Annotated in this window: 12 protein-coding genes and 1 pseudogene; 4 read left to right on the top strand and 9 right to left on the bottom strand. The window is 72.9% G+C overall.

Annotated elements, in window-relative coordinates; all coding sequences use genetic code 11:
- The 3 genes and pseudogenes from L0B03_RS05725 to L0B03_RS05735 all read right to left on the bottom strand — a co-directional run.
- Nucleotides 1-449: pseudogene (locus L0B03_RS05725) on the bottom strand (hypothetical protein); the annotation flags it as partial.
- Nucleotides 446-1330, bottom strand: coding sequence for an ABC transporter permease subunit (locus tag L0B03_RS05730; RefSeq protein ID WP_250444687.1), 885 nt, complete (start codon nt 1328-1330; stop codon nt 446-448). The gene L0B03_RS05730 and the pseudogene L0B03_RS05725, both read right to left, overlap by 4 nt.
- On the bottom strand, nt 1327-2253 hold the full coding sequence (locus L0B03_RS05735) for an ABC transporter ATP-binding protein (RefSeq protein WP_250444690.1): 927 nt from the start codon (nt 2251-2253) through the stop codon (nt 1327-1329). The genes L0B03_RS05730 and L0B03_RS05735 overlap by 4 nt, the downstream gene beginning before the upstream one ends.
- Nucleotides 2254-2410: 157 nt before the next feature.
- Between L0B03_RS05735 and L0B03_RS05740 the strand changes: the two genes are divergently transcribed.
- Nucleotides 2411-2608: an NUDIX domain-containing protein gene (locus L0B03_RS05740; RefSeq protein ID WP_250444691.1), complete on the top strand. Its 198-nt coding sequence runs from the start codon at nt 2411-2413 to the stop codon at nt 2606-2608.
- Here L0B03_RS05740 and aceB read toward each other — a convergent pair.
- Both aceB and aceA read right to left on the bottom strand, forming a co-directional pair.
- Nucleotides 2556-4265 carry a malate synthase A gene (gene aceB / locus L0B03_RS05745; RefSeq protein ID WP_250444693.1) on the bottom strand — a complete coding sequence of 570 codons (1710 nt, stop codon included), beginning with the start codon at nt 4263-4265 and terminating at the stop codon, nt 2556-2558. The genes L0B03_RS05740 and aceB overlap by 53 nt on opposite strands.
- Nucleotides 4262-5680: an isocitrate lyase gene (gene aceA / locus L0B03_RS05750; RefSeq protein ID WP_308200007.1), complete on the bottom strand. Its 1419-nt coding sequence runs from the start codon at nt 5678-5680 to the stop codon at nt 4262-4264. Before aceA ends, aceB begins: the two co-directional genes overlap by 4 nt.
- A 157-nt stretch (nt 5681-5837) precedes the next feature.
- Here aceA and L0B03_RS05755 point away from each other — a divergent pair, with 157 nt between their 5' ends.
- Nucleotides 5838-7313 (top strand): helix-turn-helix domain-containing protein, encoded by a 1476-nt coding sequence (locus L0B03_RS05755; protein WP_250444695.1) that lies wholly within the window; start codon nt 5838-5840, stop codon nt 7311-7313.
- A 19-nt stretch (nt 7314-7332) separates the two neighbouring features.
- Here the strand turns inward: L0B03_RS05755 and L0B03_RS05760 are convergent, their stop codons facing one another.
- Nucleotides 7333-8685 (bottom strand): alpha-amylase family protein, encoded by a 1353-nt coding sequence (locus L0B03_RS05760; RefSeq protein WP_250444697.1) that lies wholly within the window; start codon nt 8683-8685, stop codon nt 7333-7335.
- A 183-nt stretch (nt 8686-8868) separates the two neighbouring features.
- Here L0B03_RS05760 and L0B03_RS05765 point away from each other — a divergent pair, with 183 nt between their 5' ends.
- Entirely contained in the window at nt 8869-9687 is an 819-nt protein-coding gene (locus tag L0B03_RS05765; RefSeq protein WP_250444699.1) for a siderophore-interacting protein, read from the top strand.
- 82 nt (nt 9688-9769) lie between these two features.
- Here the strand turns inward: L0B03_RS05765 and L0B03_RS05770 are convergent, their stop codons facing one another.
- Entirely contained in the window at nt 9770-10819 is a 1050-nt protein-coding gene (locus L0B03_RS05770) for a TerC family protein (protein WP_284501431.1), read from the bottom strand.
- 294 nt (nt 10820-11113) lie between these two features.
- Here L0B03_RS05770 and L0B03_RS05775 point away from each other — a divergent pair, with 294 nt between their 5' ends.
- Nucleotides 11114-12415, top strand: coding sequence for a hemolysin family protein (locus L0B03_RS05775; protein WP_250444703.1), 1302 nt, complete (start codon nt 11114-11116; stop codon nt 12413-12415).
- Between the two features lie 60 nt (nt 12416-12475).
- Here the strand turns inward: L0B03_RS05775 and L0B03_RS05780 are convergent, their stop codons facing one another.
- Both L0B03_RS05780 and L0B03_RS05785 read right to left on the bottom strand, forming a co-directional pair.
- Nucleotides 12476-13315 (bottom strand): ABC transporter permease, encoded by an 840-nt coding sequence (locus L0B03_RS05780; RefSeq protein WP_250444705.1) that lies wholly within the window; start codon nt 13313-13315, stop codon nt 12476-12478.
- Nucleotides 13312-14286, bottom strand: coding sequence for an ATP-binding cassette domain-containing protein (locus tag L0B03_RS05785; protein ID WP_250444707.1), 975 nt, complete (start codon nt 14284-14286; stop codon nt 13312-13314). The genes L0B03_RS05780 and L0B03_RS05785 overlap by 4 nt, the downstream gene beginning before the upstream one ends.
- Nucleotides 14287-14732 lie beyond the last annotated feature (446 nt).

Below are 14732 nucleotides of genomic sequence, written 5' to 3' on the forward strand. Positions count from 1 at the left end.
CCCGCCCGCGCCGCGGCCGTCGCGAGGTAGGAGGCCCCCAGCGCGGCGGTCGCCGCCGTGAGCGTGGCCATGAGCGTGACCTGCACCTGCGCCGCGAGGACCGGGAGCCGCCGCGGTACCGCGGTGTAGGTGGTCCGCGCCGTGCCGGTCGTGTGCTCGGAGGTCCCCACGAGGACCCCGAGCACGAGGAACCCCAGCTGCGCGACCACGAAGCCCGAGGTCACGACCCAGGAGCCGGACCGGCCGTCGTCGGGCCGGACGAACATCCCCAGCCCGTACGCGGTGGCCGCCGCGACGGCCACCGTGCCCAGCAGGAGCCAGAGGTTCGACCGCACGCTCGTGAGCTTGGTCCACTCCGCACGGAGCACCCGGAGCGCGGTGGGCCCCCCGCGCACCTCGGTCCGGTGCGTGGCGCGCCCGGAGGCGCGGTCCGCTGCGATGGCGGTCACCGCACGTCCCGGGTACGCAGCCGCACAGCCGCGGCCACGAGCAGCACGAGGATCCAGGCTCCGAAGACCAGCCCGCCACCGACCGGGCCCAGGTCGGGCGAGCCGGGCATCGGCCCGAAGGATGCGGGGGTCGTCATGAGCTGGGCAGCACCACCGGGCGAGGCCACCACGAGCGTCCCGAGGACGCCGACCTGCTCGACCTGGTCGGGTGAGCTGAGGGACGCGGTGTCGGCGCCCCCGACCATCGGTTCGCTGGCCATCATGAGCACGATGGGCAGGATCAGGACCAGGAACAGCGCCGTCAGCATGGCCGGGACGGTCCGGCGGAGCAGCACGCCGACCGCGAAGCCGAAGAGCGCCAGCCCGACGAGGAGCAGCACCATGCCGAGCAGGACCCCGGGGGTGTCGCCTGCGGTCAGGTCGACCGTGATGTCGCGCGACGCCACCGCGGGCATGAGGCCCACCACGCAGGCCGCTGTCGCGAGCACGGCCGTGGCCAGCGCGAACGCCGTCAGGGACAGCGCCTGCGCGGCGAGCACCGGCCACCGGCGCGGGGCCAGCGTGAACGTGGTGCGGAACGCACCGGTGCGGAACTCGCCCGCACCCGCCAGGACTCCCAGCACCAGCGGGCCCACCTGCGCGAGGATCAGGCCCGAGGGCAAGGAGTCGAGCGGCTGGAAGCCGGGGTCCCCCGACGACGCCTGCGCGCTCAGGTAGGTGATGAGGGCGGCCACCGCCACCGTCACGCCGGCGACCCACCACGGGGAGCGGAGCGAGGTGAGCTTGGTCCACTCCGCGGTCATCAACCGTGCGAACGTCGGACCGGGGCGCGTGGCAGCAGCGGCCCGTGCCGTGCCGAGCGTCGTGCTCGTCGCGCTCATCGGGCACCGCCCTGGGTGCCGGCCGCGCGGTACTCGACCGCGTCACCCGTCAGCTGCAGGTACGCCTCCTCGAGACTCCCCGACTCGCTGCCGAGCTCGAGGACGGTCGCCCCGCACCGGCCGGCTGCGGTGCCGACGTCGTCGACCGAGACGCCTCGGACCTGCAGCGCCCCACCATCCTGCGGCGCGACCTGCGCCCCCGCGGCGAGGAGTTCCCGGGCGAGCGCCTCGGGCTCGGTCGTGCGCACGCGCACCGTCCCGGCACGCTCGGAGCGGGCGACGATCTCCTGGACCGTCGCGTCGGCGAGGAGCCGTCCGCGGCCGATGATGACGACCCGGTCGGCGCACAGCGCCAGCTCGTGCATGAGGTGCGAGGAGAGGAGCACCGTGCGGCCCTCGGCCGCGAGGTCACGGACCAGCCGCCGGATCCACAGCACCCCGTCGGGGTCCAGGCCGTTGACCGGCTCGTCGAGGATCAGGGTGGCGGGGTCGCCCAGGAGGGCCCCCGCGATGCCGAGCCGCTGGCCCATGCCCAGGGAGAACGTGCCGGCGCGACGGTGCGCCGCCGGCTCCAGGCCGGTCTGGGCGATGACCTCCCGCACCCGGGCCTTGCCGATGCCGTGGGTCTGCGCCATCGCGAGCAGGTGCTTGTAGGCGGTGCGCCCGGGGTGCACCGAGCGCGTGTCGAGCATGACCCCCACCGCGTGCAGCGGTGCGGGCAGGTCGGCGTACCGCTGGCCGGCGACCGTGGCCGAGCCGGAGGTCGGGCGCTCGAGGCCCACGACCATACGCATCGTCGTCGACTTCCCCGCGCCGTTGGGCCCGAGGAACCCCGTGACCGTCCCCGGACGGGCGGTGAACGTGAGCCCGTCCACCGCCGTCGTGCTGCCGTAGCGCTTGGTCAGCGCCTCCACCTCGATCATCAGGTCCCCTCCTCGTCAGGTCCGCACCCCGCGGCGCGTCCGTCGACGACGCTACGGAGACGCCGGGGCGCCGAGCACCTGCCGTCGGAGGAGGTCTGGGGCGCGGTGCCCTCCTCCCACGGGAGGAGAGGGACCTACCCAGGGCCGAGAGGCCACCGTGAAGGGCCAGTTCTGGGTGCAGGTCGGTGGGCACCTCGAGGCCGGGGACGGCTCGGTGGCCGAGGTCGCGCTGCACGAGGCCCGCGAGGAGAGCGGCGTCGACGGCCTGCCCGAGCGCGCGGCCTCCGACCTGGCCGGTCACCTCACCGCGGCTCTGGCCGAGCACGCGTCACGAGGTGGCGCGAGTAGGCCGTGAGCGTGAGGAAGGTCGGGAACTCCTCGCCCAGGGCCACCTCGTGCAGGACCGCCGCGGCGTCGTCGAAGCTGTCCCCGTTGCGCCGCTCGGTCGTGGTGAGGACCTCGCGGAGCACCTGCTCGACGTGGGCCGCGGTGATCGTGGTGCCCTGCTCGGTCACGGTCCCCTGGTGGATCCACTGCCAGAGCTGCGAGCGCGAGATCTCGGCCGTGGCGGCGTCCTCCATGAGGTTGTCGATCGCGGCCGCCCCGGTGCCCCGCAGCCACGACTCGAGGTACCGCAGGGCGACCGACACGTTGCCGCGGACCCCGTCGTCGGTGACCTGACCGCCGGCCGAGGCGATGTCCAGCAGCTGCGCGGCGGTCACGTGCACGTCCTGCCGACTCCGGTCGAGCTGGTTCGGGCGATCGCCGAGGGCCTCGTCGAAGACCTCGCGGGCCACGGGGATGAGGTCGGGGTGGGCGACCCAGGTGCCGTCGTACCCCGCGGTGGCCTCGCGGTGCTTGTCCGCGCGCACCTGCTCCAGGGCCCGGGCCGTGACCTCGGGGTCGCGCCGGTTGGGGATGAACGCCGACATGCCGCCGATCGCGTGCGCGCCCCGACGGTGACAGGTCGCGACCAGCAGCTCGGTGTACGCCCGCATGAACGGCACGGCCATCGTCACCTGTGCACGGTCCGGCAGCACGAAGCGCGGGCCACGGCTGCGGAAGTTCTTGATGACGCTGAAGATGTAGTCCCAGCGCCCTGCGTTGAGCCCGGCGCAGTGGTCCCGCAGCTCGTAGAGGATCTCCTCCATCTCGAAGGCCGCGGTGATGGTCTCGATGAGGACCGTGGCCCGGATCGTGCCGTGGGCGATGCCGAGGTACTCCTGGGTGAAGGTGAAGACCTCGTCCCAGAGCCGTGCCTCGAGGTGGCCCTCGAGCTTGGGCAGGTAGAAGTACGGTCCCCGTCCCGTCGCGATGAGGTGCCGGGCGTTGTGGAAGGCGTACAGCCCGGCGTCGACCAGGCTCGCCGAGGCCGCCTGCCTGCGCCCCGCACGGTCGGTGAAGCACAGGTGCTTCTCGACCAGGTGCCAGCCCCGGGGCCGCATGACCACCGTCGGGGTGGTCTCGCCCAGCCGGTACTCCTTGCCCTCGGGGGTGCGGAAGTCGATCTGTCCGCGCAGGGCATCGAGCAGGCTGTGCTGCCCGCCGACGACGTTCTGCCAGGTCGGGGAGGTCGCGTCCTCGAGGTCGGCGAGCCACACCTGGGCCCCGGAGTTCATGGCGTTGACGGTCATCCGGCGGTCGGTCGGCCCGGTGATCTCGACGCGCCGGTCCTCGAGCCCCGGGCCCGCTCCGGCGACCATCCACGAGGGGTCCTCCCTGATGTGGGCGGTGTGCGGCAGGAAGTCGGGGTCCGCGCCGTTGGCGAAGCGTTCGCGTCGGCGCTGCCGCTCGAGCAGCAGGTCGTGGCGGGGGCCCAGGAAGCGGGCGTGCAGCTCGGCCAGGAAGGTCAACGCCTCCGGCGTGAGGATCTCCGCCGAGCCGGGGACCTCCGGTCCGAGCACCTCCAGGCTGGGTGAGGCGCCCGACGTCGGGGGCGTGGTCGGGGGGCGGGTCTCGGTCGGGTTGCCGGAGTCGGTCGTGGTGCGGGTCTCGGTCTCGGTGGGGCTCATCGCTGCGCTCCGAACTGTGCGGTCTCGGTCGACCCGGCGAGGGCCAGGGTCGTGCTGCTGGGGTTGAGGGTCGTGGCGACCCGGTCGAAGTACCCGGTGCCGACCTCCCGCTGGTGGCGGGTCGCGGTGTAGCCGTCGGCCTCGGAGGCGAACTCGGCCTCCTGGAGCTCGACGTAGGCGCTCATCCCCCGGTCGGCATAGCCCCGTGCCAGGGTGAACATCGAGTGGTTGAGGGCGTGGAACCCGGCCAGGGTGATGAACTGGAAGGCGTAGCCGTAGGAGGCCAGCTCGCGCTGGAACCGGGCGATCGTCGGGTCGTCCAGGTGCGCCCGCCAGTTGAAGGACGGTGAGCAGTTGTAGGCCAGCAGCTTGCCGGGGAACCGCTCGTGGATCCGCTCGGCGAACTCCCGGGCCAGGGCCAGGTCCGGCTCGGCGGTCTCGACCCACAGCAGGTCCGCGTACTCGGCGTAGGCACCCGCCCGTGCGAGGACGGCCTCGAGGCCCGGGGTCACCCGGTGGTAGCCCTCGGCGGTGCGCTCCCCGGTGAGGAACTCGGCGTCGCGGGGGTCGGCGTCCGAGGTGAGCAGGTCGGCACCCAGCGCGTCGGTGCGGGCCACGACGACGGTCGGCACCCCCGCGACGTCGGCCGCGAGCCGCGCGGCGCTCAGGGTACGCACGTGCTGGGAGGTGGGGACGAGGACCTTGCCGCCCAGGTGGCCGCACTTCTTCTCCGCGGCGAGCTGGTCCTCCCAGTGCACCCCCGCGGCGCCCGCGGCGATCATCGCCGACATGAGCTCGTAGGCGTTGAGGGGCCCCCCGAAGCCGGCCTCGGCGTCGGCGACGATCGGGGCCAGCCAGTCCCCCGACGGCGGCCTCGTGCCCTCGGCGCTCTCGACCTGGTCGGCCCGCAGCAGGGCGTTGTTGATGCGCCGCACCACGGCAGGCACCGAGTTGGCCGGGTAGAGGCTCTGGTCGGGGTAGGTCTGCCCGGCGAGGTTCGCGTCGGCCGCGACCTGCCAGCCCGAGAGGTAGATCGCCTGCAGCCCGGCCCGCACCTGCTGCACGGCCTGGTTGCCGGTCAGGGCGCCCAGGGCCGGCACCCACTCCTCGGTGTGCAGCAGCTCCCACAGGCGCTCGGCCCCCCGGCGGGCGAGGGTGTGCTCCTCGCGGACCGAGCCGCGCAGGGCGATGACCTCCTCGGCGGTGTAGTCGCGCCGGACCCCGGCCCAGCGCGGGTCGGTGGCCCAGGTGTGGGCCAGCTCGGCGGCCGTCTGGACCTGGTCCCCGGCACGTCGGGGCGAGCGGGACTCCTCGGGGTGGGGCCCGTCCTGGCGGGGCCCGTCCTGGCGGGGCTCGGCCTGAGGAGCCCCGCTCTGCGGGTCGGTCGTGGGCGGTGTCGTGGCGGTGGTGGTCACGGGATGCTCCTGGTGCTCGTCGTCGGGCTGAGATCCGGCTGTGGCTCCACCGTCGCCCAGCGTCAAGACCTCGTCGCCACCCGCTGGGGCAGAAGAACTGCGGTTCTTCTACCGAGCAGAAGGTGGTGCCCGCCGCGGGCCGGTGCGACGGTGAACCATGGCCCTCACCGAGCACCTGCTCCCCCGCGGCGACGACGCCGAGCAGGTGGACCCGCTGGTCATCGGGCGTCGCGTCCGGCACCTGCGGACGGCCCGCGGGATGACCCTGGACCAGCTCGGCGCCGCCGTCGGCCGGGCTCCTTCGCAGATCTCGGTGCTCGAGAACGGGCACCGCGAGCCCGCGCTCTCGCTGCTGCAGCGGATCGCCTCAGCCCTGGGTGTGTCGCTCGCCGAGCTGCTGGACCCGGAGGCGCCGAGCCGCCGCGCCGCCCTGGAGATCGAGCTCGAGCGCGCCCAGCGCGGCCCGCTGTTCAGCTCCCTCGGCCTGGGCCAGGTCAAGGCAGGCCGGTCCTTGCCGACCGACGCCCTCGAGGCGCTCGTCGGGCTCCAGCGCGAGGTCGAGCGCCTCCTCACCGAGAACGCCGCCACCCCCGAGGAGGCCCGGCGGGCCAACGCCGAGCTCCGCGCCACCATGCGCTCCCAAGACAACTACTTCCCCGACCTCGAGGCCCACGCCCGCACGCTGCTCACCGCCGTCGGGCACCCCGGCGGTCCCCTGTCCCAGCGCACGACGGCGGAGATCGCCGCGCACCTGGGCTTCGCGCTGCACTACGTCCACGACCTGCCGCACTCGACCCGGTCGGTGACCGACCTCGAGCACCGGCGGATCTACCTGCCCCACACGCTGACCACCTCGAGCGACCCCAGGTCGCCCGTGCTCCAGGCCATCGCGAGCCACGTGCTGGGCCACGAGGAGCCCGCGGGCTACGGGGACTTCCTGCGCCAGCGCGTCGAGACCAACTACCTCGCGGCCGCGCTGATGCTGCCCGAGGAGGGCACCGTCGCGATGCTGCACGAGGCGAAGGCCGCCCGGCGCCTGTCGGTCGAGGACCTGCGCGACGCCTTCGCGGTCACCTACGAGACGGCGGCGCACCGCTTCACCAACCTCGCGACCCGGCACCTCGAGGTCCCGGTGCACTTCATGAAGGTCCACGAGAGCGGCACGCTGCACAAGGCCTACGAGAACGACGGCGTCCGGTTCCCCAGCGATGCGCTGGGCGCGATCGAGGGCCAGCCCGTGTGCCGCCGCTGGACCGCACGGGCGGTGTTCTCCCTACCGGACCGGTTCAGCCCGTACTACCAGTACACCGACACCCCGTCCGGCACGTACTGGTGCACCTCACGGGTCCAGGGCTCCCCCGAGGGTGACTTCTCGGTGAGCGTGGGGGTGCCCTTCCCCGACGTGCGGTGGTTCCGGGGGCGCGAGACCGTCGAGCGCGCGCGGTCCCGCTGCCCCGAGCCGGACTGCTGCCGCCTGCCGCCGGCACCGCTCGCCGAACGGTGGTCCGGCCGCTCGTGGCCCAGCGCCCGCCCGCACGCCAGCACCCTCGCGGCGCTCCCCGCGGGGGTGTTCCCCGGGGTGGACCAGACCGAGGTCTTCACCTTCCTCGAGCGCCACGCGCCCGGCGGCTGAACTGCGTCGGCGACTGACGTCAGTCGGCGGCCAGCACCGCCCACCCGTGCGGCGGCAGGGCCAGGACGCACTCGCCGCCGTCGTCGTCGAGCTGGCCGGCGCCCGCGAGGACCGGTCCGGCTCCGGGGACCGTGAGCGTGGCGTCGTCGTCCTCGGTGCTCATGGCGACCAGCAAGGCGTCGGTGCGGTCGGCGGCGCTGCCGTCGGGATCGGACACGCGGTAGACGAGGCGGGTGTTGGTGCAGGTCAGCACCTCGGCGCGGGCGCGGTGCAGCCACGGGTGGCGGCGGCGCAGGGCGATGAGCTCGCGGTGCAGGCTGTACACCTCCCACCCGCCGGGGGCCAGCTCGGTGGGCTCGGGCGGGAAGGTGGGGCGCACGGCGTCGTCGCCCCCGACGCGCTCCTCCTTGATGCCCTCCATGCCCTGCTCGTCCCCCGCGTAGACGGTCGGGGTGCCGCCCAGGGTGAGGAGCAGGACGACGGCATGGGCGAGGTGGCGGCGGTCGGTCAGCCGGCTCGCGATGCGGGTGACGTCGTGGTTGCCCAGGAAGGTGAGCGGGGCGAAGGTCTCGAGCCACTGGTCGTGGCGGCCCATGGTCCAGGTCAGCTCGAAGAAGTTGCGGTCGTTGAGCGAGCTCCAGGTGGACTTCCACAGCTCGTACTGGGTCACGGCGTCGAACCCTGCGGTCTGGACGGCCTCGGTGTAGTCGCCGTGCAGCACCTCGCCGAAGACGTACGCCTCGGGGTGGGCGGCGCGGACCCGCGGCAGCACCTCGGTCCAGAAGACGGGCGGCACGGCGTAGGCCGCGTCGAGCCGCCAGCCGTCGACGCCCCGGTCGAGCCAGTACGTCATGACCTCGACCACGTGGTCGACGACGGCCGGGTCCTGGTGGTTGAGGGTGACCAGGGCGTGGTGGCCCTCGAAGTCGACGTACTCGGGCTCGGTGCCGGGGCCTGCGCCCTCGGGCCAGGTGAGGTGGAACCAGTGGTCGGTGGGCCCGCCGGGGCCGTGGCGCAGCACCTCAACGAAGGCCGGGAAGCCGCGGCCGACGTGGTTGAAGACGCCGTCGAGGGTCACGCGCAGGCCGCGCTGGTGGGCGGCCTCGACCAGGGCGACCAGGTCCTCCTCGGTGCCGAGGCGGGGGTCCACGCGCAGGTAGTCGGTGGTGTCGTAGCCGTGGGTCTCCGAGGCGAACACCGGGCCGAGGGCCAGGCCCGACAGGCCCAGCTCGACCACGTAGTCCAGCCACGCGTGCAGGTGACGCAGCCGCGGGACCGGCGGGGCGTCGTCGGGCAGGGCCTCGGGCTCGGCGCCGGTGAACCCCAGCGGGTAGACGTGCCACCACATCGCGTGCTCGACCCAGGCGGGCATCAGACCTCCATCGACGGTCCTGCCACCGTAGCGAGCCTCGCCCGCGATCTCGTGCCGGAACCGCGTGACGTTCGAGGAGGTGAGGGATGCCTATCCTGTCCTCGTGCCAAGGGAGAAGCTGGACGCGGAGTGCTGCAGAGCCGATGCCGGAGCGCCTGCACCGCCGGCGCGGACGCACGCGACGTGAGCGCCCGCAGGGCCGTCGACCCGCACGTGGTCGTCGCCGAGGTGGTCGGCACCCGGCGCGTGACCCCCTCGATGGTCCGGGTGACGCTGGGCGGCGAGGGGGTCGGGCTGTTCACCGCCACCGGCTTCGACCAGTGGTTCCGACTGTTCCTGCCGCGCGACGGGCAGGGCACCCTGCGCCTGCCGACCCGCACCTCGTCCCTCTGGTACGTCCAGTACCTCGCGACACCCAAGGCCCAGCGCCCCCACGTCCGGGCGTACACGGTGCGGGACGCCCGTCCCGCGCAGCAGGAGATCGACGTCGACTTCGTCGTCCACCTCGCCGACGACGTCCCCACCGGACCGGCGGTCGCCTTCGCCCTCACGGCCGAGCCCGGTCAGCAGGTGGGTCTGCTCGACCAGGGGCACGGCTTCGGCGTCCGGCACGACCACGACTCCGTGCTGCTCGTGTGCGACGAGACGGGTCTGCCCGCCGTCGCCCGCATCTGCGAGTCCCTGCCGGCGGACGCCCGGGGCCTCGCCCTGATCGAGGTGCCCACCGCCATGGACGTGCAGGAGTTCCGCGCGCCGGACGGCGTGGAGGTGCGCTGGCTCCCGCGGGACGAGGGGGACGAGCACGAGCGAGCAGTGCCTGGGCGGCTCGCCCTCGCCCGCCTGCCCGAAGTGCCTCTGCCGGGCCGCACCCCGTACGCGCACCTGATCGGCGAGTCCGCCCTGGCCACCGGCGCGCGCCGACACCTCGTGACCCGCTGCGGCGTCCCGAAGGCGCACATCGGCTTCGCGGGCTACTGGCGCCACGGGCACGCCGCCCAGTAGCCAGCCCCGCTGCGCATCGCCAGGGTGCCCCCGCGCCAAGACCCCAGGGCCCGAAGGCACCTGGGGTCCTGGTCCGCGTGGGTCAGTCGGTGCGGGACTCGACGGGCTCGGCGACGTGGGCGGTGGCGTGGGAGTCCTCGCCCCCGTTCCGGGTCGCGTAGAGGCTCGTCGCGGTGACCACACCGAGGGCCACGACGATCACGCCGAGGGAGAGGGCAGTCGGGATCTCCGGGACGCCCGGCCAGATGCCGTGGGCCCAGTGCAGGACGAGCTTGACCCCGATGAACCCGAGGATCGCCGCGAGGCCGTAACCCAGGTGCACCAGCTTGCTCAGGGCCCCCTGCAGCACGAAGTACAGGGCGCGCAGGCCGAGCAGGGCGAAGGCGTTGGTCGCGAACACCAGGTACGGGTCGCTCGTGATGCCGAAGACGGCGGGCACCGAGTCGACCGCGAAGACGATGTCCGTCGCGAAGATGGCCGCCACGACGACGGCGAGGGGGGTCAGCATGCGGCGCCCGTTCTCCCGGACGGAGAGCCGCGGGCCGCGGTAGTCGTCGGTGACCGGCATGAACCGGCGGATCAGGCGGACGGACCGCATCGAGGAGACGTCCACCTCGTGCCCCGTGCCCTTGACCTGGTCCCGCAGGATCTTGACCCCGGTGAGCAGCAGGATCGCGCCGAAGAGCAGGAAGGCGAAGCTGAAGTTCGCCAGCACCGCAGCCCCGAGGGCGATGAAGATGCCGCGCAGCACCAGGGCGCCGGCGATGCCGAAGAGCAGCACGCGCTGCTGGAGGACCGCTGGCACCGCGAAGGCCGTGAGCAGCAGCATGAAGACGAAGAGGTTGTCGACCGAGAGGGACTTCTCGACGACGTACCCGGTGAGGAACTCGACCCCGGTCGTGGACCCGTAGCGGGACCACAGGTAGCCGCCGAAGGCCAGCGGCAGGGCGATGTAGAAGGCGCTCCACGCCAGGGCCTCACGCATCGAGACCTCGTGCGGGCGGCGGGTCATGATGAAGTCCATGACCAGCAGGCCGAGGACGGCCAGGATCGTGATGCCCCACATGGCCGGGGAGGCGATCGAGGTGAGAGCGGGTTCGGCCTCGACGGCAGCGAGGACGGACGTGGGCAGGGGCAGCACGGAGTCTCCAGGTGGTCAGGGCTCCGAGGTCTCCTTCGCCCTCGTCATCAAGGACCACCGCCCGAGGTCGCTGGCGCGCCGTATTGACCGGGTCGATGCTTGGGAAGTACTCCCCTCGCGGATCGGAAGCATACGGCAGGGTTCGGCGGGTCCGTCCACGGTGAGATGTGAAGGTTTGACGCACCTCCCCGCCGTCTCGTCTACTCATGCCATGGACGACCCTGGCAGTACCGACGGCCCCCGCCCCGCGCGCCCCCGCGCGACGCCCTCGGCGGTGCGGCCCTGATGGACCAGGACACCTGGCTCAACGTCGGCCTCGTGCTGGCCTTCATCCTGATCGGCGGCGTCTTCGCCGGAACCGAGATCGCCCTGGTCTCCCTCCGCGAGAGCCAGGTCAACCGGCTCGCGACCGAGTCGGCACGCGGCGCGCGGGTGGCCTCGGTGGCCCGGGACCCGAACCGGTTCCTCGCCGCGGTGCAGATCGGCGTCACGGTCGCGGGCTTCTTCTCGGCCGCCTACGGGGCCTCGAACCTCGCCCCGGACTTCGTGCCCGTGCTCGAAGGGCTGGGCCTGCCCGAGGGCCTCGCCGAGACGCTGTCCCTGGTAGGGCTGACCCTGGTGATCGCCTACCTGTCCCTGGTCCTGGGCGAGCTCGTGCCCAAGCGCTTCGCCCTCCAGCGCTCCCAGACCATCGCCCTCGCCGTCGGCCCGCCGCTGGACCGCTTCGCCACGCTGATGCGTCCTGTCGTCTGGCTGCTGTCGGTCTCGACCAACGCCGTGGTGCGCCTGCTCGGCGGTGACCCGCACGCCCGCTCGGAGGAGATGTCCGAGGAGGAGCTGCGGGACATGGTCGTCGGCCACGAGGGCCTGGCCGAGGACGAGCGCCGCATCCTCAACGACGTGTTCGACGCGGCGGACCGCTCGCTCAGCGAGGTCATGCGTCCGCGCGGCGAGGTCGCTTTCCTGCCGGCCGGGCTGCACGTCGCCGAGGCGACCGTCGCGGTGCAGGAGCGTCCGTACTCCCGTTACCCGGTCACGGGCGAGGACTTCGACGACGTGCGGGGCTTCCTCCACGTCCGTGACCTGCTGGGGGCCGACCCGCAGGCCACCGTCGGGGACCTGACGCGGGACCTGCTTCACCTGCCCTCGACCAACCGGCTGCTGCCCTCGCTGTCGCAGATGCGTGCCCAGGGCGTGCACATCGCCGTCGTGGTGGACGAGTACGGCGGCACCGACGGCATCGTGACCCTCGAGGACCTGGTCGAGGAGCTCGTCGGGGACATCCGTGACGAGTACGACGTGCGCGAGCCCGTGCGCGCCCCGATGCCCGACGGCTCGATCAGCATCGACGCCGGCATCACCATCGAGGAGTTCGCCGAGGAGACCGGCGTCGAGCTCGAGGACGGGCCCTACGAGACGGCCGCGGGATTCGTCGTCGACCGCCTGGACCGGCTCGCCGAGGTGGGGGACGTCGTCGTGGTCGGTGACCACGCCCTGCACGTGAGCGAGGTCGACGGGCGTCGCATCCAGCGGCTCGAGGTCCGTCCCCGGGCCGACGACCCCCAGGCCGGCGATCCCCAGGCCTGACCTCGTGTCAGAAGCTCGGATACCTCCGGCACCCCGCGCTTCTGACACGAGGTCGCAGGACTAGCGCGGGTCGCGGTAGCGCCACATCGTCAGGGAGCCGAAGACGGCGACCAGCGCGGCCGAGGAGACGAGCGTCAGGACGATGCCGTTGCCGGGGTCCGTCCCGCCCATCAGGGCCCTGACCCCGGTGACCAGGTGCGAGACGGGGTTCACCTCGACGAAGGCCTGGAGCCAGCCCGGCATGGTCGACGGGTCCACGAAGATGTTGCTGCCGAAGGTCAGCGGCGTGATGACCAGCATGCTCACGCCCATGATCGCGTTCGAGGTCCGCAGCACCAGGCTGAGGAAGGTCCACACCCAGCCGAGGCTGAACGCGAACACCAGCAGGAGCAGCACTCCCAGCGCGACCCCGACGGGCCCGCCCTGGGGTCGCCAGCCCAGGATCAGACCGAGGGTGATCGTGACCAGCGCCGAGATGGTGAACCGCGCGGCGTCGCCCAGGAGCATCCCGACCAGGGCCGAGGGGCGCCAGATCGGCAGCGACCGGAACCGGTCGAAGACCCCCTTCTCGATGTCGGTCCGCAGCGTGGTCCCGGTGTACATCGTGATCATGATGACCCCCTGCACGAGGATCCCGGGCAGCAGGAACTGCACGTACTCGACGGTGCTGCCGGCGAGCGCCCCGCCGAAGAGGAACGTGAACAGCAGGGTGAACATGATCGGGAAGACCGTGACGTCGACCAGCTGCTCGGGCACGTGCTTGATCTTCAGCAGGGCCCGCCAGCCGAAGGTGAAGGAGGTCGAGATCGGGCCCGGAGGCTCGGGGCGCTCGGTGCTGGCCAGGGCCGAGAGGATCTTGGAGGTCTCGTGCTTCTGGGCGGTGGGGGCGGCGACGCTCATGCTGCGTCCTCCTCGGTCGCGGACTGCTCGGGTTCGGCCGGGTGCCCCGTGAGGGCGAGGAACACCTCGTCGAGGGTGGGCTGGCCCAGGGCGAACTGGGCCAGCGTGATGCCCGCGGCGTCGAGGGATCCCAAGGCGCGGGTCACCACCGTCGAGCTGTCGACGCTCGCGTCCAGGGCCGCCGGGTCCACGCCCTCGCGGACCTCGACGCCGAGCTCACGAACCAGGATCTGCTGGGCCGCGGGCCGGTCGGCCGGGTCCATGACCCGCACGTGCAGGGAGCCCGAGCCCACCGAGGCCTTGAGCTCGCTCGAGGTGCCCTCGGCGATGACCTTGCCGCTGTCGATCACGCTGATCCGGTCGGCGAGCTGATCAGCCTCGTCGAGGTACTGGGTGGTGAGCAGCACCGTGGTGCCGCTGCCGACCATGGCCCGGATGATGTCCCACACCTCGTTGCGGCTGCGCGGGTCCAGGCCCGTGGTCGGCTCGTCGAGGAAGAGCAGCTCGGGGGTCACGACGATGCTCGCGGCGATGTCGATGCGCCGCCGCATGCCGCCCGAGTACTTCTTGACCTGGCGGTCCCCGGCCTCGGCCAGGCCGAAGGCCTCGAGCAGCTCGTCCGCGCGCCGGGTGGCTCCCGGGCCGGTGTAGCCGAAGAGCCGTCCGATAAGGCGCAGGTTCTCCCGCCCGGTGAGGTCCTCGTCGACCGAGGCGAACTGCCCGGTGAGGCTGACCCGACGTCGTACCTCGTCGGCCTCGCGGACCACGTCGCGGCCGAGCACGCGGGCCGTGCCGCCGTCGGGGGTGGAGAGGGTCGCGAGCATGCGGATGGTGGTCGTCTTGCCCGCGCCGTTGGGGCCGAGGAACCCGTGCACCCCACCGCGCGGGATCGCGAGGTCGACGCCGTCCACGGCGCGGGTGCTGCCGAAGACCTTCACGAGTCCGTGGGTCTCGATGGCGAGGTCGGTCATGGTGCGCTCCTGTCTCCATCTCGTGCCGACCCTGCGGTGGGGGCCTCGGTCGATGGTCGTCCTGGAGGCAGACCGCCGTCGAGAGGAAAACTCATCGGAGCGCTAGCCGGCGCACTGCGGGGCCGATAGGGGTCAGATGGTGACCTCGATCGACCCCGATACCTGGGGGTGAGCAGGGTGACGCCGCCCCCGGCGCGCCCCGTCCGAGCCGCCCCACCCCAGACCACTGCGGCCCCGCCGATCGTTGGGGTCGATCAGGGTCGAATGGTGACCCCGATCGACCCCGATGAGCGCCCGCTCGCACCCGCCCCCTGGGGTCGAGGCCGATGGGGTCGATCGGGGTCAGATGGTGACCTCGATCGACCCCGACACTCGGGATCGGCGTAGGCGGTGCCGGGGTCTGGCGGACGGCGACGGGCGCGGGGCAGGCGGGGCGCGGCGCGACG

Origin of the sequence: Actinotalea sp. C106, assembly GCF_023630195.1 — a bacterium.
GTDB lineage: Bacteria > Actinomycetota > Actinomycetes > Actinomycetales > Cellulomonadaceae > Actinotalea.

Bases quoted from the DNA above. Each gene is read 5' to 3' on its own strand.
- L0B03_RS05730 (WP_250444687.1), bottom strand. From the start codon at position 1,330: ATGAGCGCGACGAGCACGACGCTCGGCACGGCACGGGCCGCTGCTGCC.
- L0B03_RS05735 (WP_250444690.1), bottom strand. From the start codon at position 2,253: ATGATCGAGGTGGAGGCGCTGACCAAGCGCTACGGCAGCACGACGGCG.
- aceB (WP_250444693.1), bottom strand. From the start codon at position 4,265: ATGAGCCCCACCGAGACCGAGACCCGCACCACGACCGACTCCGGCAAC.
- L0B03_RS05755 (WP_250444695.1), top strand. From the start codon at position 5,838: ATGGCCCTCACCGAGCACCTGCTCCCCCGCGGCGACGACGCCGAGCAG.
- L0B03_RS05760 (WP_250444697.1), bottom strand. From the start codon at position 8,685: ATGCCCGCCTGGGTCGAGCACGCGATGTGGTGGCACGTCTACCCGCTG.
- L0B03_RS05775 (WP_250444703.1), top strand. From the start codon at position 11,114: ATGGACCAGGACACCTGGCTCAACGTCGGCCTCGTGCTGGCCTTCATC.
- L0B03_RS05780 (WP_250444705.1), bottom strand. From the start codon at position 13,315: ATGAGCGTCGCCGCCCCCACCGCCCAGAAGCACGAGACCTCCAAGATC.
- L0B03_RS05785 (WP_250444707.1), bottom strand. From the start codon at position 14,286: ATGACCGACCTCGCCATCGAGACCCACGGACTCGTGAAGGTCTTCGGC.